Genomic DNA, 24,339 nt, shown 5'->3' with positions numbered 1-24,339 from the left:
TTCGAAATGACCAGCGAGATGTTTAAAAGGATCAAGCTCGGACATCTAAGCCAATATTAGACGAAAATCAGACGGAAGAGTTCGACCTGCGTATAGCATACGCAACAGAATACAATCATGCGGTAAAGCTAACCGTATGGGATGAAGGATTTACTCACGACATTACAGGCTGTGTTCATTACGTCGATCCGATAACTCATGAGTTGCGGATTGAGATTCAGCCTGGCGAATATGAACGAGTGGCATTCGATGGAGTAGTCGGAGTTAATGTTTTGAATTAAGGGCACATTTTAAATCGAGTCAGCTCTATATGGGTCGGCATTTTTTTATAAACTATGGACAGTTTAGGCAGGAATTTATTTAATTGAAACGAATATATTCTTATTAAAGAAAAAATGGGACAAAGGTAACGATATTATTGGGATTTGGAAGTTCACTTACAGCATTTTTAAAAAACGAAAAAAGGTAATAGTTTGGTCCTTCGTATGACATAAGAAGGTATTGAACATTCTCGGAATGTTCAAGTAAAAATTGAAACTGAAGATTTAGTAAGGGAGAAAAATATGGGGAATTTAGGGAGCGATTTTTATTTTAGAAGTCCAACTGGGCTTGCACTTCGGCAAAAGTATGTGAATTTCGAGTCATTTGTAAACCAGTTATATATGGAAGTATCAATAATCAATTTTACAAGAAATACACTTTTATTTGGTGGGAATATTGCTGTAGGCATGCTAAAAATAAAGAACAGAAAAGGTAAGATAATTAGACCAATTAGGTATGTCTATTCTAGCAGCGGTATTAATAGTACGAACACAGAACCTGTATTCGATGAAACGATGATTATAGACACCAGAGCGGAATTGGTAGAGGTTATACATAGTTTGGATAGTCCATTCGCTCTAAGACCAAAAATGCACAAATCTGTTTTTACACCTTTAAAGGTAAATTCTCAAAATGAAATAGGAGGTCTTGGCGCTTTTTACAGGAAAGCTGATTCAGAATATAAAATTTTAGAGTATTTTTCGGATGTAATTAATCATTATTGCTTTGTTGATATTAATACTATTGGGTTACCAGTAACTTATTTTCAAGAAATCCATGTAGATATTTATACTTCTCTCGAACCTTGTGCAAGTTGTAAAAATGTAGCAGAACAATTTGTTGATAGATATCCGAGTAGTAATGTACATTTTTATTTTGATAAGAAATACAGGAAACAGAGGTGATTTTTGATGGAGTGGAATGTAGATCAAGATGCTGATTATTTGGATGAGGACTATATACTTAATATTCTTAACGACTATTTAATAAATGCTTTTGACTTATATGAAGGTGAGGTGATTGAAGGGCTTTCTTATACAATGTATAATGTTGAAGTTTTATATGGAATGAGAAAAGATTATACAGTAGTATTATTTACTGTGCTTGAGTTATTAGAAAAAATAAAGGAACGTACTTCACTTAAAAATGATGATATTAGAGATTTGAATTACTGGGAACAAAAACTCAAAATACATACAAAAGAGAATGGAATTGACATGGATAAGCTGAGGGTTATAGTGAGGAGGACCATCGCAAAAAATCTCAACAGGATTCATTATTATATCTCGAACAAGAATAACAATAATACTACACCTTAATATTCCTTTGCCACATATATGTATAAAATAATGTTAAGTAAAAATTGACCATACCAATGAATAATTATTAAAATTGTTTTACTTTTGAAAAAGTACTATTAAAATATAAAGGTGAAATAAAAAATAACAAGGGGGGACAGGATGAAACCATTTGTATGTTTACATTGCTTTAATAATAATTTCGAAAAGAGTCTTGCAAAATTGGCTAAGCCTCCACTAGAAAGCTTGATAAATTATGATGCTAACTTACAAAGATTTTCAAAAGAGTTCAATGGTGAACTATTTGACCAATGGATGGAATTAAATATACAGGAAGACGAGTTTGATGAGTATATAAAAAAACTATCAATAGAAGATGATGGAACAGGTTTTCTGAGAAACTCTGAAAAAATGCCTAAATGTTCTAAGTGTAGAGAACCAATATTTTATGAGGATTACATAGTTGAAGAAGAAGACCTTAATAATTTTCTTATCGAAGTCTGTAACATCTTAGCTGAAGATATCTCAAAGCATATTGGATTTTGTTCGAATTGCCATATTATTAAAGATTTTAATGAATATAATCAGATTCTTAAAGAAGAAACTGGCATAGTTAGTGAAGTAAAAGGAAAAGAACCTGCAGATTTTTTATTAACTTTTGAGTTCCCAGTAGAATATCATGAAATCATCTACCCTTATCTTAAATGCAATCATTGTGAAACTAGATTTGGTGAACGCATAAAAGTAGATAATGAGCGTATCTATGATTTTGACGATTTAAATGATTATTTTTCTACTGATATAGAAGAAATGAATTTGTACGCAGAAAGGTTTGGGATTAATTTTAGAAAAGTTGAGGTGTCTAATTTTTCTGCATTTTTAAGAAATAATACAATGCTTGGTTTTAAGCACTCTGTTGGAAAAAGGTTGTATAAACTGTTTGAGTGTATATTTAAAGAAGAGGAATATGAACTGCTAGAAAATGTAAAATTATATAGAGGGAGAACACGAAATATTGGTTCTAAAAAGTTTGATAGTTCACAAATGTGGAGTCCACCAATTGGTGTGTCGTCACATGGAAGATATAATTTAATAGGCTCTTCAGTATTATATCTATCTGACGATAAAAAATATATACCACATGAGTTAAACTATAAAGGGGATCAACTACTCGATATAGCAACAGTTAGAATAAACAGACAATTAAAAATCCTGGATTTTAGTAAAATGTATGGTGAGTTTGGACGAATATTATCGACAAGCCCTAGTAGTACTAATGCGCTAAAATTAGAATATTTGCTAACAAATTATATAGCCGAATGTTGTAGACATATAGGCTTTCATGGCATTAAATATAATGGAGTTAAAAAGGGGGATTATAAAAACATTGCTTTATTAAATTATGAACAAGAAACTGATATAAGTATTGAATGTATTACAACTTATCAACCTAAAATTACATATTCTTTGAATAAACATCTTGTTCCTTCGATATGAACAAAGAAAAATAATAAAATGAAATAAAAATTCACAAATAATAAAGTCGATAGCATGTCCAGGCATCTCCTTACTGACACTACAGAGGACCCTGACTCCGAGAATGTTACCTTACCTTGGTATTACATGCACTCTCACAGTTAGCGGAAGAGGAAAGAGAACAAAAAGCGTCAGAGAGAGAGTATCGACGCTGCTATTCAGAATGGTACAAGGTTCAGCAGACCTTAGGCTGAAATAACTGAAAGGTTCATTACCTTATATACGGAATGGAAAGCAGAGGGTATAACTGCAACTGAGACGATGAAAAGAGCGGACATGAAACGGACAACATTCTATAAGCTTGTAAAAGAATACGAGGATCAACTGGCGAGCCAATAGTGGTTCGCTTTTCCTTTCTCTACGGAAGGGGGAACCACCCCTTTGCAAGAGGTAAGTGCCTCCCATTTGAATTACGCCTAGTGATAACCGAACGTCTATATGAAAAATCTTTAATTTTTTCCTTTGGAATAAAAAAACATGAACAAAGTTGTTTCCCTCGTTCTTGCATCTTAATCAAGGATAAGTTATTTCAAAATTTCTTAAAAAATGCGTATGCTTCTTTCTTATCATAGTAAACTACATTATTTGGATTACCAGGATCAAACTCTTCGTCATCCACTTCTGTCAGACCTAATTTTTCAATTTCCATATCATTACTAGGAATGTGAATCTGAAAGTAAAGTTAAATTGATTAGAGTGGTATTCATAAAGCTTATTACGACTCTTACCTTTCCATCTCCAGCCCAATAATTTGACTCTATCTTCCATCTCTAATAAGAGGAGAGTTTACCTCTTTATCCGATAGTCTTCTTCTTCTTCTTCATCATCAATGTATTCGTTTTTTGCATTATAGTTCATTCTCCATGCGGCTGCAACAACATTATCTGCATTATGAAGATCTCTACTCCATGATATAGGTTGATTCTCATTATAATTGTACAATGGAAATATCCTCATTGGACTAGTTTCATAATGTGCTAAATGATCGATACTATTGACTGCGTGTTTCTTTAAAACCTCTCCAGTTGGATTTTTGTATTCGTCCCATAATTGTCCTTTTGTATAATATCCCTGACCTTTCAATGCTATCCACGATTCATCAATAAAATCTGCCATCTAATTCCCTCAAATTCTCCTAATAATAACATTTATTTTGTATTTATGTTAAAATTTTCTCGTATAATTAGTTTAGGTATATTGTAGGAATAGTTTGATGAATTTTAAGACATAGATACAAGGTCATAAAAGTTTTTTGGGATATATAATATAAAATAAGTTAAAGGAAGATAAAAAATGACAAGTTATTTAATAGGATACATTGATCCAGAAAAAAATAATGGGCATGAAGACCCGATGTTTCAAGAGTTTACATATGGTGATTTAAAAATAAATGGGGATAAGCTTTTAGCATTAAATAAAGGCGAATACTTATTTTTTCATAAGACTATTTACGATAAAAGGTACATAACTGCTTACTACTTTGTTGAAGAGGTACGCCGTGTGAAGGAAGTAATAGATGACCCATTAATTATGGATAACTATAACAACCACCATCTTAAGAAAAAGAAGGAACTGTTACACAGTAGTGAAACCATTGTTTTTGGAAACCCAATTCGTTCTAAGGTCTTAGAGGTCCCTCTTGAATTAAATGAACGGCTATTGAAACAACTTTCAAGACCTGCAAATTTAAATCCTAATCAAACAACCTTAGCCGCAATTTCATCGGCTCTTAGAACATGGAAGGAATTAAGTTCTAATGATATTAAGCTACTATTTGGTTTAATAAAGGAAAATGAAAAGGAAGGAAGGTTAAACAATAAGCTATTATCAACTGAAGAAGTCTTTCAAGTGCTTGAGAGAGACATAGAGAAATATATAGCTAGCAATCCGGAAATATTAGGTCACGGTCTGAAATTATTAAAACAACAATATATATTTTCTGATGATTCTAGATTAGACTTGCTTTTGATCAATCCTTTAAATGATGAGGTTATTGTGGTAGAAATTAAAAAGAATAAAATTGGACGGGAAGCAAAACAGCAAATAAAGCATTATATGAAATTATGCAGTACTGAACTTGGTTACTTGAATGTAAAAGGTTTTATTGTATGTCCGGGTATCCTCCCGTATTTTGAAGAGGAGATGGTTGCAGCCAAAAAGGAAAATATTTATGTAAAAGCATTTGGGTGGAAATTGGATGTTAATTAATATTAAGTAATTTTTAAATACCGTTTGTTATTAACATTGTCTCTTTTTTGGGAGGAGATAGATGTTAACACATAAAATCTGTAAGCAGTGCCACCAAAAGTTTAATATTAACTCAGTGAACAAAGAAGATGAGTTAGCGAACATATTAATTTACTCCATTTTATTTGCAGATTCAATTAAAGTGGACATCAATGAAATCATTTCAAACAAATTATTAAAAAATGAGATTAAGTATCCAATTAGTAAATCGTTTGGTTCAAACAAAAAATACAATGAATTATAGTCTGGAGAGAAAATGAATGCTTTATTTTCTTACTGCAAGTGACCCTATTGCATATAAAAATTTTGAAAAAACTATACAAAAACCGTATCCAATCAAAGACTCATTAAATTTATTAGATCCGGTAACAATAGAAAAACTTAAACTAAATAATTCAGACAAAAAAGTACGTATGTGGGGTGCAAAACCTGGTCCTAGTAATTTACGTAACTGGAATAATATCAAAGAAGGAGATAGCATATTAGCTTATTCTCGAGGTGAGTTCCTGTATTACGGTAAAATACTTTGTAAAAAACCTAAACCTAATCAATTGTTAGCAAAAGAAGTTTGGGGCACTAATAAGGATGGGGAAACTTGGGAATATATATTTTTCATTAAAGACCTAACTAAGATTAATATTGATAAGCGGAAGTTTAATTCTTTTTTTGAATATGGAGTAAATAACAACCCGTTTGGATTCGGTTTGGTTAAAAAAGAAAATCTTGAGAGAAAACTTAAAGGATTTAAAAGTATAGATGATTTAATTTATTATTTGAAAAATGAATATGTTATTGCAGATGAAGAACTAGAGGATAATAGCTATCAAGATGCAATCGAGGAAAAAGGTTTTAGTAATATTGAAGTAGATATAACCCCTGAACCAAAGTCAAAAAAGAAACCAAAAACAATAAGGGGGCAAAAAGTTTGGACTAGAGACCCCGTTGTTGCTAAAAGAGTCTTAAAAAAGGCAGAGTTTAAATGTGAAATTAACAGTGAGCATCTTACATTTATATCAAATTCTACTAATACACCTTATATGGAAGCCCATCACTTAATACCAATGAAGTATCAGGATGAGTTTCCAAATTCAGTTGACGTTGATGGTAACGTTGTGTGTCTTTGTCCGAATTGTCATCGAAAAATACACCACGGAACAAACGAAGATAAAAAAGAATTAATCCAAACACTTTACACGAAACGGTTTCAATTTTTACAGGACTGGGGTATTTTCACTCCATGAGTATATTATCCTACTATGAGATTAATGAATAGTATAATTTTTTTAGAAAGAGATAAAAAAATCCATTCCGATGAATGGACTAATTTTATCTTTTTTTTCTTCTTTTTCTTTTTTTTGAATGCCTTTATTTTAGGATGCTTATGGAATAAAGCAACAGTTATAATTAGTGCAATAAAGGAAAAAATATTGGTAATATGGCTGACAATAAAAAATTAATTTTGTTCATTTTTAATTTGAATAGATTGAATGTCTATAAAATAAACAAGCACTGAAAATATTAATCCAATGAAAAAAGTTATAAAAAACATTCTATTTTTATATAACAAACCATAATGGACCAAAAAAGGACCGTAGTGAGCTGTTTGTATTCATTCGAGGTTGTCACCCACATTCTCAGAACAATATAATCCACTTTTGCTGCAATGAATCTTACAGAATTAGCCAATTGGACTTGATTAAGTTCAGAAACTAGCAAAATGAATAAGAGTGATAGAGTAAATCAACTCAAATAACATGTGGGTTTCTGATAAATAAATACAAAATTAAAAAGGCATTTGGGAAATAAGAGCTTCTCAAATGCCTTTTTGTCACCAGTCTGTAGCGATTGCTCTTATATAGCAATCGCTACCCTATAATTTAAAATATGTAAATGGCATATACAAGATTTTCTTGAGGTTATAACAGATGCACCATTTTAAGACCATGAGAAATTCCGTTATCTTTAACTGATTTTGATTCAAATTTTGCAACTGCTTTTATCTTTTCTGCTGCATTTCCCATAGCGACACTATTTTCGATTGTAGAAAGCATTTCAAAATCATTTAACGCATCTCTAAAAGTATATTGATGTTTAGTCGGAAAATCTAGTTTTTCCACTATTTTTTGAATACCTTTTGCTTTTGATCCGCTTTTGGCACTACATCTGTGAATTTATTAGGAAAAGAAAGGTATCCACTACCAGTGAATACCTTTGAATTAAGCAAGTTAAAATTTTAATTCCAATTCAAACTGCTGCGAGATATTGGATTGGAAGTTGCAATTGTTAATTGCTAAGATCTTTGAAGCCATGAAGTCTATTATTTTTGGTGGTACACTCTCGCCTATAATTTGAGAAAATAAACTTTTTGTTATCTCTTTTCCACCTATTTCGAATACATATTCATAATCGCTAATAGTTTGTAGTATCAAAGCTTCATAAATAGATAATACTCTATTTTGTTCGGGGTGAATTTTTTTATCAGATGCTTCGAATGTAAAGTTTTTTGTTAAAGTAGGAGCAGGTTTGTCCCATTCCATTCTTCTATAAGCTGAATGAAAACCTTTAATTAGTCGTCTTTTGTTTGTTTTTTTATCTATTATAGAAGGCCGAGGAAGTAACTCACCACATGTTTTGCAATAAATAGGTGTGTCTTTATTAGATTGGGCTATGCCGTTATTAATGACATCTTTGTGCAATGGATTACCATCTTCTAAACAATCTGGATTAATGCATTGGTTGTTATAAGCTTGGTCCCCTTCTCTAGTGTTAGAAACCCATAAGTATTTTTCTTCATTCATTACTGAAACGTAGTGTAAAGGATGAAAATCTTTACGAGCGTTATGTCCTGGTCTAGCATCTAAAGGTGGTAAGTGTCCAATAGCCTGTCTAAGAGTTATTCCAGGCACCTTTTCGTCATTTAAGAAGAATTCTTTATAAATGTTGAAATATTCAGTACCAAGCTTATTTTTAGTAAATACTGTTAGAAGCCTCTTTCTAACTTGAGGCACACCATAATCTGAACAACTAATAACTTGATAACTTCCCGTATATTCTGAACCTAATCTCAACCGTATATAATCCATAATATTTATATATTGATCATTTTCATCGTTAATTATGGTGTTTTGCATATTGGGTACATTTTCAAGTATAATCCACTCGGGCTTTATTGAAGTTATAATATCCATAGTAGGGATAATTAATCTGTTGCGTTCATCAATTTCAGGACGATTTCCTTTTCTATATTCACTTAAAAGCTTTCCGGCACCATTTGAAGACATCCCTTGGCATGGAGGAGTAGCATATATTAAAAAAAGTTCTTCTTTAAAATTTTTCTTGTAGTATTCTACAATTTCATCTTTACATTTCCAAATATCCTCAGTGAATGTTTTAGCTTCAGGATAATTAGTTTGGTATAGGCTATGTCTATTTTCCAAAATTTCATTACTTATGATAGTGTTAATACTATTCGCCTTTAAACCAAGTTCTCCTATTCCAGCTGAAGAGAATAAACATATTGCGTTTTTCTTCATTATTAAAATCTCCTGTGTTTAATTTAGTATTTCAAAAACGCTTTTAGCAATGGCTTTTCCAAGTAGTGGAGGTACAGCATTTCCTATTTGTTTAATGACTTGAACTCTTGAACCATGAAATAAGTAATTGTCATCAAAGCTTTGGATCCGTGCACCTTCTCGAGGGGTTAAAGCCCGATCTTGGTAAGGATGGATACATTTACTCGAAGCTGGATTAACAAATTTTACTGTAATAGTAGGTGCAGGTTCATTAGCAGAAATTCTAGAGTAACAGTTACTAAAACCACTGGTAATTAAATGTTTGGGTATAAAAGATATATTGTCTCCAGCATGTTTAATTATTTCCAGCATTTTGGGTGGATGATTGGTAGCCTTATGAAGAGTTAAAGTTCCATCACTCCCAACTCTTCTTTCTCTTTGATAAGCATTTAAAGGTTCAGAAGCATAATAAGTTGCAGATTTTCCACTTGCTAATGCCGGTAAATCACCAATGGCCTCCATAGCATTTAACGCTAATGGCAAGTTCTCTCTCACAATTACCATTTTATTTTTATTTTTTATGCCAATGGTTTTACCATCAAATGAATGGGTTGGGAAAGGAAAATGTATCTTTGTGCCTTTCTTGGCTCCAATCATAATAAACCTTTCTCTTTTTTGTGGTACCCCATAGTTAGCTGCATTTAAAATTTTCCATTCACAATCATATCCTAGGTTATGAAAGACATCCTCAATGATTTCTAAGGTTAAACCATTATTGTGTGATACTAAACCCACAACATTTTCCATAACAAATACTTTTGGAGTGAAATAATTAACATAGAGAGCAAATTGTTCAAATAGCGTATTTCGTGGATCCTCTTCTTCAGAGGATCTAAATGGTCTAATTGATGAGAATCCTTGGCAAGGCGGCCCACCTATAATAACATCTACTACCTCATTTTTTAAATATTCGTTAAAGAGGGAGGGCTTAGTCTCTCTAATATCTTTGTTAATTACTAAACAATCTTTGTGATTGAGTCGCGTTGTAATTGCTGCATCTTTATCTAGTTCGACTGCCCCAACAACTTTAAATCTTTCCGAAAATGATGTGAAGCCGTGTGAAAAGCCACCCGTCCCACTAAATAAGTCTAATATATTTATTTTTTTCAATTTTATTCACCTATCAATTTATAGAGTAGACTTTGTGTTACAATTAAAAAATGAATCTAATAACCTATGGAACTTCTGTTCGAACATTATTTTAACATATATTTAAGGCTTGGTGAGGAAATGAGTTTGAAAATACAAAACAATACACCTATTACTTTATCCAATATGGATATAAAAGTGTCGGAACTTTTAGAGGCTGTTGAAAATACAAATAAAATTTTTGAAAAAATTACTACTCAAACGAGACTTATGGATTTAAATATTTTTGAGATTCTAGATTTTAGAAATTTTAGTGGAGTAATTGGCGAAACTTTTGCTTCAGAACTTTCAAAGGTAAATGCCAAGTTGATTAAAAACCGTAATCCAGACGGATATCCAGATTTAATTCAAGTTTCTACATTAGAAATGGAAGATTATCATAAAACTATTACAGCTAAAGAACTTATTAAATATAAGTACGGTGGTGTAGAAATAAAAAATACTTTTGGTACTAAAGAAGGATACTTATTAATGGGACACCAACGAATTAAAAAGATCAATCGGAAGTTAGATTGGAAAGCCCATCACCAGCAAACTAATAACTTAATAGGACTACTGTCAGATTATATTAATGATATGCCTCAAATAGTTGCGCTGTGTTATTCAGATGAATTAAATACCGATGATTGGGGAAAGGTTCAAAAACCCAAACCTGGCAGCACGATGACTTCATTCTCAACTATTGGACGCTCCGGCTGCAATAAAATGTACGAGGGAATTAGAATCTGTATAGATAATCCAAGTTATCTGGAGTTTTTTGGGTTAAAAGGAGATGATCAAAGTGGGGTATAAAATCATCAAAAATAAAACAATTAAAATTGGTAAAGATCTTCCTCCCATTGATTCAAACGATATCATCAATGCTGTAAAAGAAACCAATGAATATATTTTAACATTAACAAACCTTTTTAAGAATGTAGAATTTGATTTGTTTGAAGCATTAGGTCAAAGGAACTTAAGTGGACTAATTGGTGAAATTTTTTCCGTTTTTCTGGCAAAAAAGTCCCGTTATCTTCTAAATAATCCTCATCCTGATGGAAGACCCGACATTATCTTCTTGAGGGATGAAGAGGAAATAGAATATTTCAATGATAAATGTTTTATAGAAGACGCTGGAATAAAATTCCCTTTAAAATCAGCTTTCGCTCCGTTTAAGTACGGAGGGATTGAGGTTAAATGTACAATTGGCGACCCTGTAAAAAACTATAGAACGAAAATAGCTGAAGTTGATCCAAGTAAAAGTGAATTCGAAATTTATATGCCAAGGATAGATTATTTAAAGGATTTAAATTGGTGGGCACATCATACATACTCTTCAAATTTACTTGGTATCTATTACGATTATTACTCCGATTTTGGAAATTTACCACAAATCATGGCAGTATTTAATTCCGAACTATCTTCCTCAGACTGGAATGCTTTGTCTACTGGTAAAGAAGGTGGAAAGAAAACCAGTAATACTTCACTAAATAAGAATGGTAAATTAAAAATGAAAAATAATTGCGTTTGTATTATAGACAACGAAAAATATAAAAACAAATTAAAAAAAATTAAAATAAATATTTAATGATACGTTTTGTATCATTTTAAGCTTATTTTTAATTATTGTCAAACATATCATGACAATACATTATAATTTTTTTATAAGGATAGTGAGATATGATAGGGGAAGTTTTACAAAAATTAAGAGGAAAACGTACACAAGAAGAGATAGCTAATTATTTAGGGATTACTAGAGCTAGCTATGCACATTTTGAGACAAATCGAAGAGAGCCCAGTATTGAAATCTTAATTAAGTTATCTGAGTACTATCAAATACCTGTTGATTTCATTTTGAAACCTAGAATAGACCACTTTACTATTAATGAAGAAAATTTTTTAGATGAGTGGAATAATTTTCTTTTTCAATTTGAAAAGTTAGATTATACAAAGAAGTTTAGGTTATTACAATTGCTAAAGAGTATATTTAATTAAAAGATACTTGTTTTTGGTTTCTTCACAATTTAGTTTCGAGAAAAATTTTTAAAAGTATTTTTGCTGAAGTCAGGTGATTTTAAATACTTTTAGAGAACCTATATAAAATATCATGAGATCGGATTTCATCGATTTTGTAAACATTACAATTTTTATCTAATTTATGAAAAAAACTTAAGAGGTAATGACCCTAGATTAATCTATATTATTCTAATTTTAGTCTTGAAAATTTTAATTCTGTATAATATTGGGGATTATTCTTGTAGTTGTCATGGTTTAACTCTAATCCTTTCTAGAAGCATAGGACTAACAAACATTATATTTCACCTCAGTATCGGTTATCTGTAATAGAGTAAATTTTCATTATGAGTTTACTTTCATTCTAGGAATAATTAACATTATAATAAGAGTAAATACATAGTTTGCGAGGATTAATATATGAACATATTTTTAGATACTACTCATACACATAGTGATCCCTTTTTAAGAGAGAACCATATTCGTCTATTATTAAAATTAGCCAGAGAATACAAAGATATTACATTTTATATGTCTGATGTAGTGTATAAAGAAACCAAAAGACACTTTATCAATAAGATAAATAAGCATTTTCAACAAATATATAATGCAGAGGAAGTTTTACAAGGTTTTAAACCAGAAGGTTTTATCGATAGAGAGAAGAATTCAATTAACCAGCGATTAGCAGAAGAATATGCAGAGCTGTTAAAACAGTTTGAATTAGTATATGAGAAGCTAAAAGAAGAAGGGGTATTACATATCCTATCTTGTCCTAATGACTTTCTAGGAGAACTTATAGATCGAGCGGTTAATCGTATAAAACCCTTTAAAGAGGGTAAATCTGAATTCCGAGATGCAGTGACATGGTTGACTTATTCGAATTATATTGAACAAAATAACTTATCTGATTGTTATTTTATTTCTAATAATACAAATGACTTTTTGGATGATAAGAAAGAAAAATTACATCCAGATTTAATGAAGGATATAAAAGAAACAGCAAATTTAAAATTCTTCGAAAAGATAGAATATGTCACACAAGAAGAAAAAATTAAAAAGTATATTGAGGTAAAACAGGAAAGGGAGCAAGAATTAAAAGATTGGATCGCTCAAAATAATATAGATAAAAAATATGTTCTTGGCTATTTTGACCGAGAAAGTCATACTGGTTTGTATAATCAAATAGAACAATTTAGTGAGGACTACATTATAAACGAATATATTGAAGTTAATGGCATTAATACCAATCTATACAATAGTTTTGGGTTGAATATCGATATTAAAGAAATTGACAATTTTAACATTGAGATTATTGCAGAAGAAATAATTATTTCTGGTAAATTAATCTTAGATACAAGCCTTATAAACGTATATCTTGACGGTAGCGGAAAACATTTTCATCCAATGAAATATTTACTACCTTTTTCATTCACAATGGAGACTAACCCTAAATCAATGATTAATTTACAACTTAAGTATGACGAGTTAGTAAATAAGTATCCACTACTCTCAAACTTTATTTTTGAAAAAGGTTTTTATGGTGCTTAATATTACCTATGGTATAATAAAATTTGTCCAAATAAATGTTTCATGTGTTCCAACCCATAGGAAATGCAAGTCATCTTCTTTATATTGGTATAAAAAAGTGAGCTTAAGAATATGTATATTTCTTATAATACCCACAGCTATAACAGTTGCTATATTTATAGAGCCGCCATCTGGTGGCTTTTTATTATGTGACTAACTAGGCAGTATACCTGTAATAAAGAAATGGAAAGAGACAGTTTGTGAAGAAATACACTTAAACAATCGGGTAGCGGTAGTTGAATAAGCATAGTTTATATTTGACCACATTCTGACCACTAAACATATATAACGATATTTTTTCCAGTTTTGATGAAAACGAAAAAAGCCTAATAAACTAGGCTTTTAATTAAACATTTCATTCTATAATTCTTCATATTTAAATTACAAATAAAAGAACGCAAAAAAATAAGTCGTCGTGCACCTCAGTTCTCAAAGTGTTAATTACAACGTTTCAAAGGCTCTCAACCATTTTGGTTGGGGGTCTTTTATATGCCTGGAAAGTGCTTTTAACCACATTTTGTATGTTGGTAGAGGAGCTGTTCCAATTTCTGCTCATAAACTTGATGTTGTCTGGTATTAGCCATTGGTTGACTCCTTTTTAAAGTTTGATTTCTGCGTAAAATTCAATTTTTACGAATATTTGTTTACATAATTATTTTATGTTCAAGTTACTAACTTATGTAACAGCCATGAACGGAAGGTAAGGACTTAAATAATTAATTGTTCACAGGAATTTTTACATACTTTTACCAAAAAAACCTCAATACTTCAAATGGTACTATAATTGTATTCTTATAAATTTGATGCATTTATCAGCAATTTCTAATATCAAGGAAATAAAAAACGTGAATTCATGTGTGAATTCACGTTAAAAATGTATTGTGAAATTGATTTTTGCACCCCAAAAGAGAACCCGTTAGAACTAAAATGACTCTCTTTTTTACTTTATAAATAAAGGTATAATAGAAGAAAAAGTAAGTTTACTTAAGAATAGGGAGACATTATCAATATGAACAATAATTTTCCAACTTATAAAAAAATTTTTGAAGCAACTCAGAGAAGATTAAAAGGAATGAGGAGGATCTGTTCACGGAACAAAGAAATAGATGAAGTAGATGAATTAATGTTTTATCTTGTTGGAAATATCAATTTAAGAATAAATACTATTTTTCATCTATTGGAGAATGATATTACTGATGGAGTTTTACCTTTACAAAGGACATTGTTTGAATTACAAGTAGCATTTGACGCTTTTACGAGTGCTGAAGATGAAGATAAAAAGATATATGTTAAGTTTTTTAATAAGAAAAACAACTTTGAAACTACTAATAAGTTGAATAGATTTTTCCAAAATAACAATGAAGAAATAAAAAACATTGCTACTTCTGAAGAAATTGAACTACTGTCTCAACTTAAGAATACAGCGATAAAACAAATTAAATCAGAACATTTAAAAGGAAAGAATCCAGAATTTAAACAGTGGTATGAGATAGTGAGCGGAAAAAGTTTGAAAGATTTGAGTGCTGAATTTCAAGAGATAGCCTATTACCAATGTTATGATGAACCTTCAAATTGGGTTCACCCGCAAAGAATAATTGAAAATATGGATTTTGAAACATTTAGTCAGCAAATGCCTTTTTATAGTTTAATAATAGGAAATATATATTGGAGTATCAATCAACTTTTAAACAACATAACATTTTTAGCTAATTATTATAATATTGTAGAAAGCAATCTGCTATATGAATATGGAGAGAAGCTTGTTGAACTAGCTGAGCAATTAAAGCTTTTAGTAGAAAAAGAGGACTAAATAGCCCTCTTTCTGTTTATGATTACGGTTTTAGATTTCCGTTATTGTGGTAGTTGTGGATACGATGGCTATGGCGGAAGCTGTGGCTGGGGCGGCTAAAAGAAATAGGCGCTCATTTTAGTGTCTTTTCTTTATGAAAAAATCTCCTAACATATTAAACATATATAATATGTTAGGAGATTGATTTAATAATATTTTTTAAAATTAGGTCTTGATAAATACACAAGGGGTTTAGCTGTGGTAGATTGGTGGCAAAACCAATCAAATTTCCACCAATTACATCTGTTTAGATCATACTTAGTAAAAGCCTATTATATCAACAATAACAAACTATATCTGTTATAAACTGGTTCTCTTCACTTTCTTGACAGGGAAGCGGTCGTGGGCTCGAATCCCACACAGGTCATTCTACAGTAGAAACCCCTAATATGGCTGATTTTTGAGCATTTTTTTTACTTTTGATAGTATGTAGTACCCGCGCAATAATAGAGTAGGTGCTTTAAGGCTCCTTTTTTATCACACAATATTTCTAGTTAACATAACATATATTATAGGATGTTATAAAAACTCACAAACTTATACCTCAAACAGACAAGTAAACTGAAATCAGAATTACTTTACCTGCAAGAATTCTAATCACAAACGGAACAAGGCAAAATTAAAAGGATTCAGCCGGTGCAATACCGAACTCAATCCTCAGAATCAGCGTAACAAAATAAAGTGTCTAACTTTTTGGATTCACTTCAAAATGGGTTGTTTTTATTTTACCAATATAAGAAGGAAACTCGAGGAATACGGTTAAGATTAGTATTGGTGTTTCATACATAGCTAATCCGAAGCTTAAGAGAATAGCGATAGACTGCCAGAAAGAGTTCTTACTTTTAAATCCTCATATACATCCAATCAAAAACTAAAGCATTCTACAGGAGGATAGTGTATCGTTAAATAGACCTATATATACATAATGAAAATGAACAGGCAGGTGCGATAGCGGTAATGGAAAAGTTAATTGAGGCAGCAAAAGAATTTAGTTTGGATGATGATTACATAACGTTTAGCGAGAATAAGAGACAGGAGTTCATCCAACGGTTTCCATTGGATTCATTGCCGGAAATGCAAGTTAATGAGTATGCGGATACTTCAACGAGGGATGCTTTCATATATTGGCTGGAGCACAGGGAAGTCCTTGGCGGGATTGGCGGCGGCAATGCTTCCAAATTTGGCATATACAGAGGCGGCAATGGCCAATACTGCATGGGTGCGTCCACGAAAAAGAAGGAACTTACAGGGGACGAACTAGAGACCGAATACGGCAATTTGCGCGATCAGATCGTTATCAATCTAAGGCTCGCTGCTGAGGACCGGATTGAGGAAATGAAATTTACAAAATTGAAGGTGTGGCCAGTGGTCATGCTGAAAATATTGAATATCTACTATCCGGAAAAATTCTTTAATGTTTATGCGAGGAAAGTCCTTGATCCGTTGGCAGAGGATTTGCAGCTACCAGCCGAGCTCTTCAAAGAAAGGCCGAGAAATTATATTCACTTGCAATATTTAGAGTATAAGCGGTTAAGAGAAATAGAGCCTTTTAAAGATTGGGATTATGTTAAGCTCAGTGAATTTATCTGGAAGCGATATGGAGAAAAGAAGCAAACCAAGCATTGGCTCATCGAGCATCGATATGAGGAGCGCGACTATCTTTCTGCTTTTATGGAAAGTGGAATGATATCCCTTCCTGTTTTCAAACAGGATCTATCCAGCTATCTGGCCACCGATGACCTTTCCGTAATTTTGGATGAAATGAAGGATGAAAAAGAAAAAGAAGCACTAGAAGCCTTTTTAAAGCTGGATAAGGGAGATATAGTAGGAGTTAAAACGACTTATTCAGAGAGGCTGGAGAATGAAAGCCTTACATATGTATTGAAAATTTCAGCAGTTGGCAAGCTCAAGAGCCGGGTGTTGGACAGCTATGAGTTCGATGAACTTCTGGGACATACTGTGCCGGTAGAATGGATTGAGCAGGAGGAGAGGCTTCTCCCAGGCTATGGAGGTTTTCGTGACCGGATCCACGAAATTACTAAGAAGAGTCATATCAAGAAAATGTTCAATAAACTAAAAGCATTGGAGGAACAAGCTCCTGAAGAGGAGCCGCAGTCTCTAGTAAATGAATACAACGGACCACTGAATACCATTTATTTTGGGCCTCCCGGGACAGGCAAGACATATAATATTTCCAAACGGGTCGTTGAAATTGTGGAAGATTCAAGCGAAGAAGTGGATGTGAAAAAGCATTTTAAGGAACTTCAGACCCAGGGTAAAGTCCAATTTTTGACATTCCATCAGAGCTTCTCCTATGAGGATTTTATTGAAGGATTGCGTTCCGACGGAAAAGGAGGCTTTAGGTCGAAAGACGGAACCTTAAAACGGATTGCGATCGAGGCCCTTTATGAAGGGCTGAAAAAGAAGGAAAGCCATGAGAAGTATCTTTCCCGGAAGCAGGGAGTATTAAAGGCCTTTAATGTAAATGATGCTTTTGACTTTACGGCGGCACCTCGATACGTGCTGGTCATTGATGAAATCAACCGTGCCAATATGTCAAAAGTATTTGGGGAATTGATCACATTGCTTGAGGACGATAAACGACTGACAAAAGAAAATGAAACCATGATCCAGCTTCCTTATTCGCGGGAACCGTTTATCCTTCCTCCGAATCTTTACATCATTGGAACGATGAATACGGCTGACCGTTCGATTTCCCTGCTGGACACAGCCCTGCGCCGGCGCTTTTCATTTGAAGAAATGATGCCTAAGCCATCCTTGCTTCAGCCCATTGAAAACATTGATCTTCCGGCTCTTTTGGAAATGATCAATCGAAGGATTGAGGTACTATTTGACCGCGACCATATGGTTGGACATGCCTATTTCATGAATGCTGAAACTGAGGAAGAAGTTTACCAGGTTATTCTGAATAAAGTGGTTCCGCTTTTACAAGAATATTTCTATGATGATTGGGAAAAGATCGGGCTTGTGCTCGGAGGACTGGGTACTTCTGAAGATGATCCATGCATTGTTTATCAAGAGGAGGTCAATATGCAGAAGCTGTTCAAGGACTCTGCGATGCTCGCCACTCTTGATTTGCCGGTCAAATTTCGAATCAAAAAAACGATAAAAATTCGGGATGTCCAAAGGATTTATGAGTGATGAAAAATGTCAGTATACGGGAAGCCTATGATTGGATCCATCTGGGAAAACATATTACTCAGCATGAATTTGAAGAACTTCTCCGCTATTTGCAGGAAAAGTACATTTCCTTTGTAGAAATAGGCTATGGCAAGATCCGGTTTATCAATATCGTCGGAATCATTCAGCTTTCGACCGTCCGGATTGAAATTTTGCCCAAATTAACCATTCATGATGAGTCAGAAGAGAAAGACAGGAAAGCCTTATTGAACATGCTTACTGTTACGCGATCCTTACCTGTCAGCCTTCATGAATCATCGTTAAGCCAATTGGCAAAAGCGGATTTACTCCATATTTTTGCGAATGTTTATCTTCAGCTCTTACTAACAGAGCTTCGGCGTGGCGTTTATAAGGAATACAAGCTGACCCGGGAAAATAGCCCGGCATTAAAAGGGCGTTTCCTGCTGCAAGAGCATATAAGGAGAAATGCATTTCAGCCTGTGAAAGCTTACTGTGAGTTTGATGAGATTCAAGAAGACAACCTTTTGAACAGGATTTTGAAAAAGGCGGTTCAGCTTATATTCCCGTATATTTCTAAAAGCGCGCTGAAGACGGAATCTCTATTTATAATGGAGATGCTTCAAAATGTGTCAGATGGGCCGATTTTGAAAAGTCAGTTGGAAGCTGTTCCATTCAATCGGCAAAACCGCCGTTTTGAGAAGGTGTTTCAGGTTGCAAAGATGATTCTATCCAATGATATGATGATGTCAAAATATAGCAGTAATCACAGCTTTTCCTTCCTTTTTGAAATGAATGTGCTATATGAGTCCTACATTGAAAGAGCATTCCGCTTCCTTGCGCTGGAGAAGAGAATCGATGTCCAGACCCAGCATGACGAAAAGCGCCTTCTCATAAATGTGTATTCTGGCCAGGAAAACATCAAGCTGAAGCCTGACTTTGTCATTAACGGTGAAGATTTTCAAATGATTGTCGACACAAAATGGAAAAACATCATTCGTGAAGGGCGGATCCTCTACCAGCAGTCTGATCTGTACCAAATGTATGCGTACGTCACTTCCTACAAAGAGGCGGAAAAATGTATCCTGCTGTATCCTAAATCAGAGGAAGCCCGCTTTCCAAAGTGGCAGGTACCAGGTCAGGAAAAATATATCGAGATTCAAACAGTCAGGTTATCTTCATTTGAGGAAACAGTTGAGGATTTGAGGATGATCCTGGCAGAGAGATAAAATAAGTATGGGGGCAGTTTACCGTAGTCCTTCCTTATTTTGTTTCCTATGGGATCCTTACGGGCGGCATGGTGTAATATTGTACTTAAAAAAGCGTTAATCCTTTAATGTAGAAAGGTTTAGCGCTTTTTTTATACAAAAAACTTATAATTGGTATATTTTTAACAACCTGCTAGTAACGGGGCAGGTTAGTCCGACAAGGAATATGGGTTTTTGTGGTAAAATAAATTCAATTATTTTTCACTAAGGAGTCTACCATCTATATGAAATTAGATGATAAAAAGAAAAAGGTACAAATGAAATATAGAAAGAAAATGATGCAAAAGAAAGAAGAGAATGAAAATAACAGTAAAATAGTATTTATTATTTCTGCTATCTTATTTTTGTTAATTCTGGTGGCATACTGGGGACGATTTATTTCAATTTAAATTCTCTCGAATCCGTTTTTCTTTAACTTATGTTTCGATAAATCGGGGAGTGAACTTGATGGATTTATACTTTTATTCAAATATGATTAGAAATATTTTTGCTACTTTTTTTCAAGACGGTATATGGGTTATAGGTTTCTTTTATTTACTAAATAAGACATTTGAAAGTGAAAAACTAATAAAATTATCAAAAGTTGTTATTATAGTCGTTTTAGCTTTCTTATTAATCTATTCAATTTTTGTGAGTATTTAAGCTAACGGGTGCGTGTGCAGCCGAGCATAGGTCGTATCATATAGCGGGTGGGATTCCCGTCGAGTAAGAACTAGCCATTCGCTCGTAGCGAGTCTTGGAGGGCTAAAGGTAACTTTAGTCTTTAAGCGTAGACAGTTAGATAGCGGGCCGAAAGCCAAATGGTTGAAGGGATAGAGCTCCATAATGTTAGTAAATCGAGAGGGCTGATGCCTTACGCACAGCAGAAAGCTACATTTTACCCTTCGTTAAAGGCAAGAAGGATGAACCTCTCTGGAGTCAAAGACCTTGGCACGTTATACATTGATATGATACGGCAACTCGGGAGACCCTACCGGTCTTTTCTTGTTAGAAGAGTATGGTGTACAAGCGATAAAAAGCAAGGAAACCAAATGCTGTGTAGGGAGTCGGATAGCAGCGTAGTACCAATGAAGTTGGGTAATGCCGATGGAGGAAAGGCTAGCTACCAGTTATCGCCCTTACTAGGGAACCATTTACTACACTCAGAGGTAGGGATAAATGGAAACAAAACTACTAAGGATAGCAGAATTAGCAAAATCTGAATCTAAGAGATTAGCTACATTTTGTGAATGGTAACTAGGAGGAGCCGTGTGCGTGAATAGCGCAAGCACGGTTCTGTGAGGGGGGAGGAACATAATCTACCGCAAGGTAGAAAGGTTCCCTTCTACTCGACTAGTTCATTAAGGACACGAGAGAAGACCACAATTTAGTGGTCTCTTTTATTTACTCAAAATAAACAATGATCATTAACAATACCTTATTTTAAAGGAGGATAAACCAATGCCAGATAAAAAAGCTTACCGGGATTCATTAAAAGAGCAGATTCGAAAACTGGATCAACAAAGAAGTGCAGGAGAAGAGATTGACTATGATCATCGTAATTCTATGGTTAAAAAGGTTCGTGCTCTTGAGCCTGATATTCCGTATGATTTTGATATCGAACAAGAAGTGTATGTCAGGGGATTCAAACGTAGATTCAAAGGAAAAGTCTCTAAACACCATGAAGACCCCTGTACGAAACTGGTTCTTATAAAACCCATGGATACGGTTTATAAGGAGGTTTTTTGGTACCCCGAAGAACTGTTAGATAGGGTTCTGACTGATTTTGAAATCTTAAACGATGATCAATATATATTTAATTGGGAGGATTAGGATGTTTGTAAAGACACCTATAATGGAAACATGGCATGAGGAAGCAGCAGATAAATTGATTGAAAGGTTCAACCATTTTGATTGGAAAGCTGTTAAATCATCGGAAGAAAATGATTTGGATTTTGAAGAAACCATTGGGCGTGACATACGTGTTGCTTTGCGAATTATTGGGTATAAAGATACAGTCCTTAGTGATTTAACTGGCCATCATAGGTCCATCCTCTCAATCATTTACAAAAAGATAATATTATAACAATCCAGTTGCTATATGTCAATAATTACTAGGTTGTTAATTCTTGTTATTTTGTCGAAAAATGTTATAATTTGCTTATACATGTAAAATGTGTGCACGTTCTGGCAAATGGGAATGAAATCTACAGGAATTGTTAGAAAAATAGATGAGTTAGGTCGTATTGTTGTACCAAAAGAACTGAGAAGAACTTTAGATATCGACAATGGTGATCCGATGGAAATTTACGTGGATGGTGATTACATCATGTTAAGACGTTATGCACCTTTCTGTACATTCTGTCAAACATCTAGTAAATCTCTAACGCCCTTTAAAGGCCGGCTAGTTTGTGACGAATGTATCAATGATTTATCTCATATTCATTAACGATAAGCAGCCTATAGTGGGCTGCTATTTTCATGTTTTCATATAGTTTATGTATTATAATATATTCAATACTAAACCTATACATATAGGATAGAATGGAGAGATACATATGACAGTATTAATTGGCTTGAAACAAGATAATTTTGTTCTAATAACAGGAGATACAAAAAGTACTCATATGAATGGAAGTAATCAAACTTTAGATACATATGATTCTGTTGTAAAAGTACATCCTATCTGCGAAAATATGATTATTGGAATCGCTGGTTCAGATCGTATAGGTAAAGCTGTAGTTGGTGCAATAACACCAATATTTAGTCTAATTCATAAATTATCGGTTAAAGAAATGATCCAGCATGTTCAAAAAACAACTATATTCATTCATGATATGTATAGTCAAATGCATCTAGATAGGGATTATGATCACTTACTATTAGTAGTGGCTTGTATTGATCATAAGGAAGATAAGTCCTATTTATATTCTTTGTCAAGTCCATCTGGATTTGAACCAGTTGAAATCAATGGTGATTGTAAGGCATTTGGTGTGAAATCTCAAGAAGTTGAAGAGTACATTCGTACCAATATGAGCAGGAAATATGTAAATGAACATCCGATTCATTTGTTATCTGCTGCGATACGCTCCATAGACGACCAAATGGTTTCAAAAGATACCTATTCATTTATTTTAAACAAAGATAAAACAGCTGATTATGTATTTCTGGATGAACAAGGAAATGTGAAGCAATAATATAACCTGAATAGAAGAACAGAGAAAGACGTTTATCCAGCTCGTCCAAACAGATTTACTCGATGAAGCATTGTATGGAAGATTTACTTTATAAAGTTTTTTTAGGGGTCCTCTTGTGAGGGCTTTTTTTGTTGTGAATAAAAAAAGACATGAATTCTGCCGTAGGAAAAATGAATGCTATCTAGTAAAACATCCACTTCTTCCTCTGCAACCATTACGGTTAAGCAGTTAGGTAAGGGCTCAGGTTCTGTTTATGTAACAGTGACACGCCCTGGAATGAATGAAAGCGACAAAGTGAAGAAAACATTCAAAGCAGAATAATGCATATTAGAGTTTGCACAGTATAATTAAAGAAAAGGGGGCGGCACTCAAATTGAGAGCCGTCTTTTTTGTATAAAGAAGGGAATTAGTCATTCTTAAATAGGGTGGCAAATTTGTATTGGAATTATGGACTATCTCATTTTTTTGTCTCATAAGTTAAGATTACTCTTTGCAATGAGATACTAATAAAAAAAGCCTCTAAAGGAATAGGTTTAGAGGTTTTTTCTCTGAATGCGAATGGTCCTGGACAATCTTACTCAGAGATCAAAATAAGGAGTATCTATATTATACAATGAACAAGTGTGAATGTTCTGTGAATGATATGTGTAAGATGTGTACTTTTTTTGAATTTTTTAATTCCGTCTCACTACAACAAGATTACTTGTCATTTTGAGACGGATTTTTTTGTGCATTATTAACTTCCTATAATTTATCTTATGTAAACTCAAAAAAATTCAAACTATGTGTGTGAATTCTACATATTTTTATGAAAATTATTCAAAATTGAACAATTTTTGTTTGATACCCTTTTGTTTATTTTTCGAAAGGGTAAGCTCTTTGGGAATTAGGGATGTATACGATTCCCCGTCGGGTCTTTCAGCTAACTCTTTTTTAGCATTATCAAGTAATTCTGGGTTTTCAAGAGCCGAGATAGCGGTTCATGCCATTGCTTTTCCAGCTAATAACATGGCATCATGGGCGAAAGAAGGTAGCCAACAGGACTTTTGAAGAGCCAGAAATACCTAATTAACATAGGAAAAATCACTATTCTTTATATCTGCTTATAAAAAATTAAAAAGGTTTCGGGAAATTTCCGAAACCTTTTTGTCTACAAATTGGGGCTCTATAAGATAGAGCCTATAT

Annotated in this window: 24 protein-coding genes; 20 read left to right on the top strand and 4 right to left on the bottom strand. The window is 33.3% G+C overall.

The window, feature by feature from the left end:
- Positions 1–53: 53 nt before the first annotated feature.
- The 4 genes from UP17_RS29660 (at position 54) to UP17_RS25405 (ending at position 3,116) form a co-directional block, all read left to right on the top strand.
- Positions 54–281, top strand: a complete 228-nt coding sequence (locus UP17_RS29660) for a YolD-like family protein (protein WP_081109060.1) — start codon at positions 54–56, stop codon at positions 279–281.
- Between the two features lie 282 nt (positions 282–563).
- Complete coding sequence (locus tag UP17_RS25415) at positions 564–1,226, top strand: deaminase domain-containing protein (RefSeq protein WP_061466403.1); 663 nt, start codon at positions 564–566, stop codon at positions 1,224–1,226.
- Between the two features lie 6 nt (positions 1,227–1,232).
- Positions 1,233–1,640 carry a hypothetical protein gene (locus tag UP17_RS25410; RefSeq protein WP_061466402.1) on the top strand — a complete coding sequence of 136 codons (408 nt, stop codon included), beginning with the start codon at positions 1,233–1,235 and terminating at the stop codon, positions 1,638–1,640.
- Positions 1,641–1,781: 141 nt separating this feature from the next.
- Positions 1,782–3,116 (top strand): RES domain-containing protein, encoded by a 1,335-nt coding sequence (locus UP17_RS25405; protein ID WP_061466401.1) that lies wholly within the window; start codon positions 1,782–1,784, stop codon positions 3,114–3,116.
- A gap of 825 nt (positions 3,117–3,941) precedes the next feature.
- Here UP17_RS25405 and UP17_RS25400 read toward each other — a convergent pair.
- Entirely contained in the window at positions 3,942–4,271 is a 330-nt protein-coding gene (locus UP17_RS25400) for a hypothetical protein (RefSeq protein ID WP_061466400.1), read from the bottom strand.
- Positions 4,272–4,448: 177 nt separating this feature from the next.
- Between UP17_RS25400 and UP17_RS25395 the strand changes: the two genes are divergently transcribed.
- From UP17_RS25395 to UP17_RS29095, 3 genes are all read left to right on the top strand, one after another.
- Positions 4,449–5,363, top strand: coding sequence for an endonuclease NucS domain-containing protein (locus tag UP17_RS25395; RefSeq protein ID WP_061466399.1), 915 nt, complete (start codon positions 4,449–4,451; stop codon positions 5,361–5,363).
- 61 nt (positions 5,364–5,424) lie between these two features.
- Positions 5,425–5,646 (top strand): MazG-like family protein, encoded by a 222-nt coding sequence (locus UP17_RS25390; protein WP_061466398.1) that lies wholly within the window; start codon positions 5,425–5,427, stop codon positions 5,644–5,646.
- A gap of 16 nt (positions 5,647–5,662) precedes the next feature.
- Entirely contained in the window at positions 5,663–6,643 is a 981-nt protein-coding gene (locus UP17_RS29095; protein ID WP_250211872.1) for an HNH endonuclease, read from the top strand.
- 675 nt (positions 6,644–7,318) lie between these two features.
- Here UP17_RS29095 and UP17_RS25375 read toward each other — a convergent pair.
- From UP17_RS25375 to UP17_RS25365, 3 genes are read right to left on the bottom strand one after another with little or no spacing between them, the layout of a single operon-like run.
- Positions 7,319–7,573 (bottom strand): HAD hydrolase family protein, encoded by a 255-nt coding sequence (locus UP17_RS25375; protein WP_081109048.1) that lies wholly within the window; start codon positions 7,571–7,573, stop codon positions 7,319–7,321.
- Between the two features lie 54 nt (positions 7,574–7,627).
- Positions 7,628–8,935 (bottom strand): DNA cytosine methyltransferase, encoded by a 1,308-nt coding sequence (locus tag UP17_RS25370; RefSeq protein WP_061466395.1) that lies wholly within the window; start codon positions 8,933–8,935, stop codon positions 7,628–7,630.
- An 18-nt stretch (positions 8,936–8,953) separates the two neighbouring features.
- Entirely contained in the window at positions 8,954–10,084 is a 1,131-nt protein-coding gene (locus UP17_RS25365; RefSeq protein ID WP_155727557.1) for a DNA cytosine methyltransferase, read from the bottom strand.
- A gap of 126 nt (positions 10,085–10,210) precedes the next feature.
- On the opposite strand from UP17_RS25365, the gene UP17_RS25360 reads away from it, so the two are divergent.
- From UP17_RS25360 to UP17_RS28115, 13 genes are all read left to right on the top strand, one after another.
- Positions 10,211–10,915, top strand: coding sequence for a hypothetical protein (locus UP17_RS25360; RefSeq protein ID WP_061466394.1), 705 nt, complete (start codon positions 10,211–10,213; stop codon positions 10,913–10,915).
- Positions 10,905–11,690: a hypothetical protein gene (locus UP17_RS25355; protein WP_061466393.1), complete on the top strand. Its 786-nt coding sequence runs from the start codon at positions 10,905–10,907 to the stop codon at positions 11,688–11,690. The genes UP17_RS25360 and UP17_RS25355 overlap by 11 nt, the downstream gene beginning before the upstream one ends.
- Positions 11,691–11,782: 92 nt before the next feature.
- Positions 11,783–12,097, top strand: coding sequence for a helix-turn-helix domain-containing protein (locus UP17_RS25350; RefSeq protein ID WP_061466392.1), 315 nt, complete (start codon positions 11,783–11,785; stop codon positions 12,095–12,097).
- 438 nt (positions 12,098–12,535) lie between these two features.
- Positions 12,536–13,663 carry a PIN domain-containing protein gene (locus UP17_RS25345; protein WP_061466391.1) on the top strand — a complete coding sequence of 376 codons (1,128 nt, stop codon included), beginning with the start codon at positions 12,536–12,538 and terminating at the stop codon, positions 13,661–13,663.
- Positions 13,664–14,711: 1,048 nt separating this feature from the next.
- On the top strand, positions 14,712–15,512 hold the full coding sequence (locus tag UP17_RS25340; protein ID WP_061466390.1) for a DUF5677 domain-containing protein: 801 nt from the start codon (positions 14,712–14,714) through the stop codon (positions 15,510–15,512).
- Between the two features lie 996 nt (positions 15,513–16,508).
- Entirely contained in the window at positions 16,509–18,713 is a 2,205-nt protein-coding gene (locus UP17_RS25335) for an McrB family protein (RefSeq protein WP_061466389.1), read from the top strand.
- Positions 18,713–19,939, top strand: coding sequence for an McrC family protein (locus UP17_RS25330; protein WP_061466388.1), 1,227 nt, complete (start codon positions 18,713–18,715; stop codon positions 19,937–19,939). Before UP17_RS25335 ends, UP17_RS25330 begins: the two co-directional genes overlap by 1 nt.
- A gap of 263 nt (positions 19,940–20,202) precedes the next feature.
- Positions 20,203–20,367: a hypothetical protein gene (locus UP17_RS28120; RefSeq protein ID WP_155727556.1), complete on the top strand. Its 165-nt coding sequence runs from the start codon at positions 20,203–20,205 to the stop codon at positions 20,365–20,367.
- 1,051 nt (positions 20,368–21,418) lie between these two features.
- Entirely contained in the window at positions 21,419–21,790 is a 372-nt protein-coding gene (locus UP17_RS25315; protein ID WP_061466385.1) for a hypothetical protein, read from the top strand.
- Between the two features lies 1 nt (position 21,791).
- Positions 21,792–22,043 (top strand): hypothetical protein, encoded by a 252-nt coding sequence (locus tag UP17_RS25310; RefSeq protein WP_061466384.1) that lies wholly within the window; start codon positions 21,792–21,794, stop codon positions 22,041–22,043.
- A 114-nt stretch (positions 22,044–22,157) separates the two neighbouring features.
- Positions 22,158–22,406 (top strand): AbrB/MazE/SpoVT family DNA-binding domain-containing protein, encoded by a 249-nt coding sequence (locus UP17_RS27195; protein ID WP_081109047.1) that lies wholly within the window; start codon positions 22,158–22,160, stop codon positions 22,404–22,406.
- A 109-nt stretch (positions 22,407–22,515) separates the two neighbouring features.
- Complete coding sequence (locus UP17_RS25305) at positions 22,516–23,154, top strand: Ntn hydrolase family protein (RefSeq protein WP_061466383.1); 639 nt, start codon at positions 22,516–22,518, stop codon at positions 23,152–23,154.
- A gap of 174 nt (positions 23,155–23,328) precedes the next feature.
- Positions 23,329–23,475: a hypothetical protein gene (locus UP17_RS28115; protein WP_155727555.1), complete on the top strand. Its 147-nt coding sequence runs from the start codon at positions 23,329–23,331 to the stop codon at positions 23,473–23,475.
- Positions 23,476–24,339: the final 864 nt, after the last annotated feature.

This window comes from Peribacillus simplex, assembly GCF_001578185.1.
In the GTDB taxonomy this organism is placed as follows: domain Bacteria; phylum Bacillota; class Bacilli; order Bacillales; family DSM-1321; genus Peribacillus; species Peribacillus simplex_A.
Note: the sequence above shows the minus strand (reverse complement) of the source record. Positions and strands in the feature narration are given on the sequence as shown.

Coding starts and splice junctions, on each gene's coding strand:
- UP17_RS25330 (WP_061466388.1), top strand. CDS start 18,713: ATGAAAAATGTCAGTATACGGGAAGCCTATGATTGGATCCATCTGGGA.
- UP17_RS25310 (WP_061466384.1), top strand. CDS start 21,792: ATGTTTGTAAAGACACCTATAATGGAAACATGGCATGAGGAAGCAGCA.
- UP17_RS25340 (WP_061466390.1), top strand. CDS start 14,712: ATGAACAATAATTTTCCAACTTATAAAAAAATTTTTGAAGCAACTCAG.
- UP17_RS29095 (WP_250211872.1), top strand. CDS start 5,663: ATGCTTTATTTTCTTACTGCAAGTGACCCTATTGCATATAAAAATTTT.
- UP17_RS27195 (WP_081109047.1), top strand. CDS start 22,158: ATGAAATCTACAGGAATTGTTAGAAAAATAGATGAGTTAGGTCGTATT.
- UP17_RS25315 (WP_061466385.1), top strand. CDS start 21,419: ATGCCAGATAAAAAAGCTTACCGGGATTCATTAAAAGAGCAGATTCGA.
- UP17_RS25335 (WP_061466389.1), top strand. CDS start 16,509: ATGGAAAAGTTAATTGAGGCAGCAAAAGAATTTAGTTTGGATGATGAT.
- UP17_RS25400 (WP_061466400.1), bottom strand. CDS start 4,271: ATGGCAGATTTTATTGATGAATCGTGGATAGCATTGAAAGGTCAGGGA.
- UP17_RS25305 (WP_061466383.1), top strand. CDS start 22,516: ATGACAGTATTAATTGGCTTGAAACAAGATAATTTTGTTCTAATAACA.
- UP17_RS25410 (WP_061466402.1), top strand. CDS start 1,233: ATGGAGTGGAATGTAGATCAAGATGCTGATTATTTGGATGAGGACTAT.
- UP17_RS28115 (WP_155727555.1), top strand. CDS start 23,329: ATGCTATCTAGTAAAACATCCACTTCTTCCTCTGCAACCATTACGGTT.
- UP17_RS25390 (WP_061466398.1), top strand. CDS start 5,425: ATGTTAACACATAAAATCTGTAAGCAGTGCCACCAAAAGTTTAATATT.
- UP17_RS25415 (WP_061466403.1), top strand. CDS start 564: ATGGGGAATTTAGGGAGCGATTTTTATTTTAGAAGTCCAACTGGGCTT.
- UP17_RS25350 (WP_061466392.1), top strand. CDS start 11,783: ATGATAGGGGAAGTTTTACAAAAATTAAGAGGAAAACGTACACAAGAA.
- UP17_RS25405 (WP_061466401.1), top strand. CDS start 1,782: ATGAAACCATTTGTATGTTTACATTGCTTTAATAATAATTTCGAAAAG.
- UP17_RS25395 (WP_061466399.1), top strand. CDS start 4,449: ATGACAAGTTATTTAATAGGATACATTGATCCAGAAAAAAATAATGGG.
- UP17_RS25345 (WP_061466391.1), top strand. CDS start 12,536: ATGAACATATTTTTAGATACTACTCATACACATAGTGATCCCTTTTTA.
- UP17_RS25370 (WP_061466395.1), bottom strand. CDS start 8,935: ATGAAGAAAAACGCAATATGTTTATTCTCTTCAGCTGGAATAGGAGAA.
- UP17_RS28120 (WP_155727556.1), top strand. CDS start 20,203: ATGAAATTAGATGATAAAAAGAAAAAGGTACAAATGAAATATAGAAAG.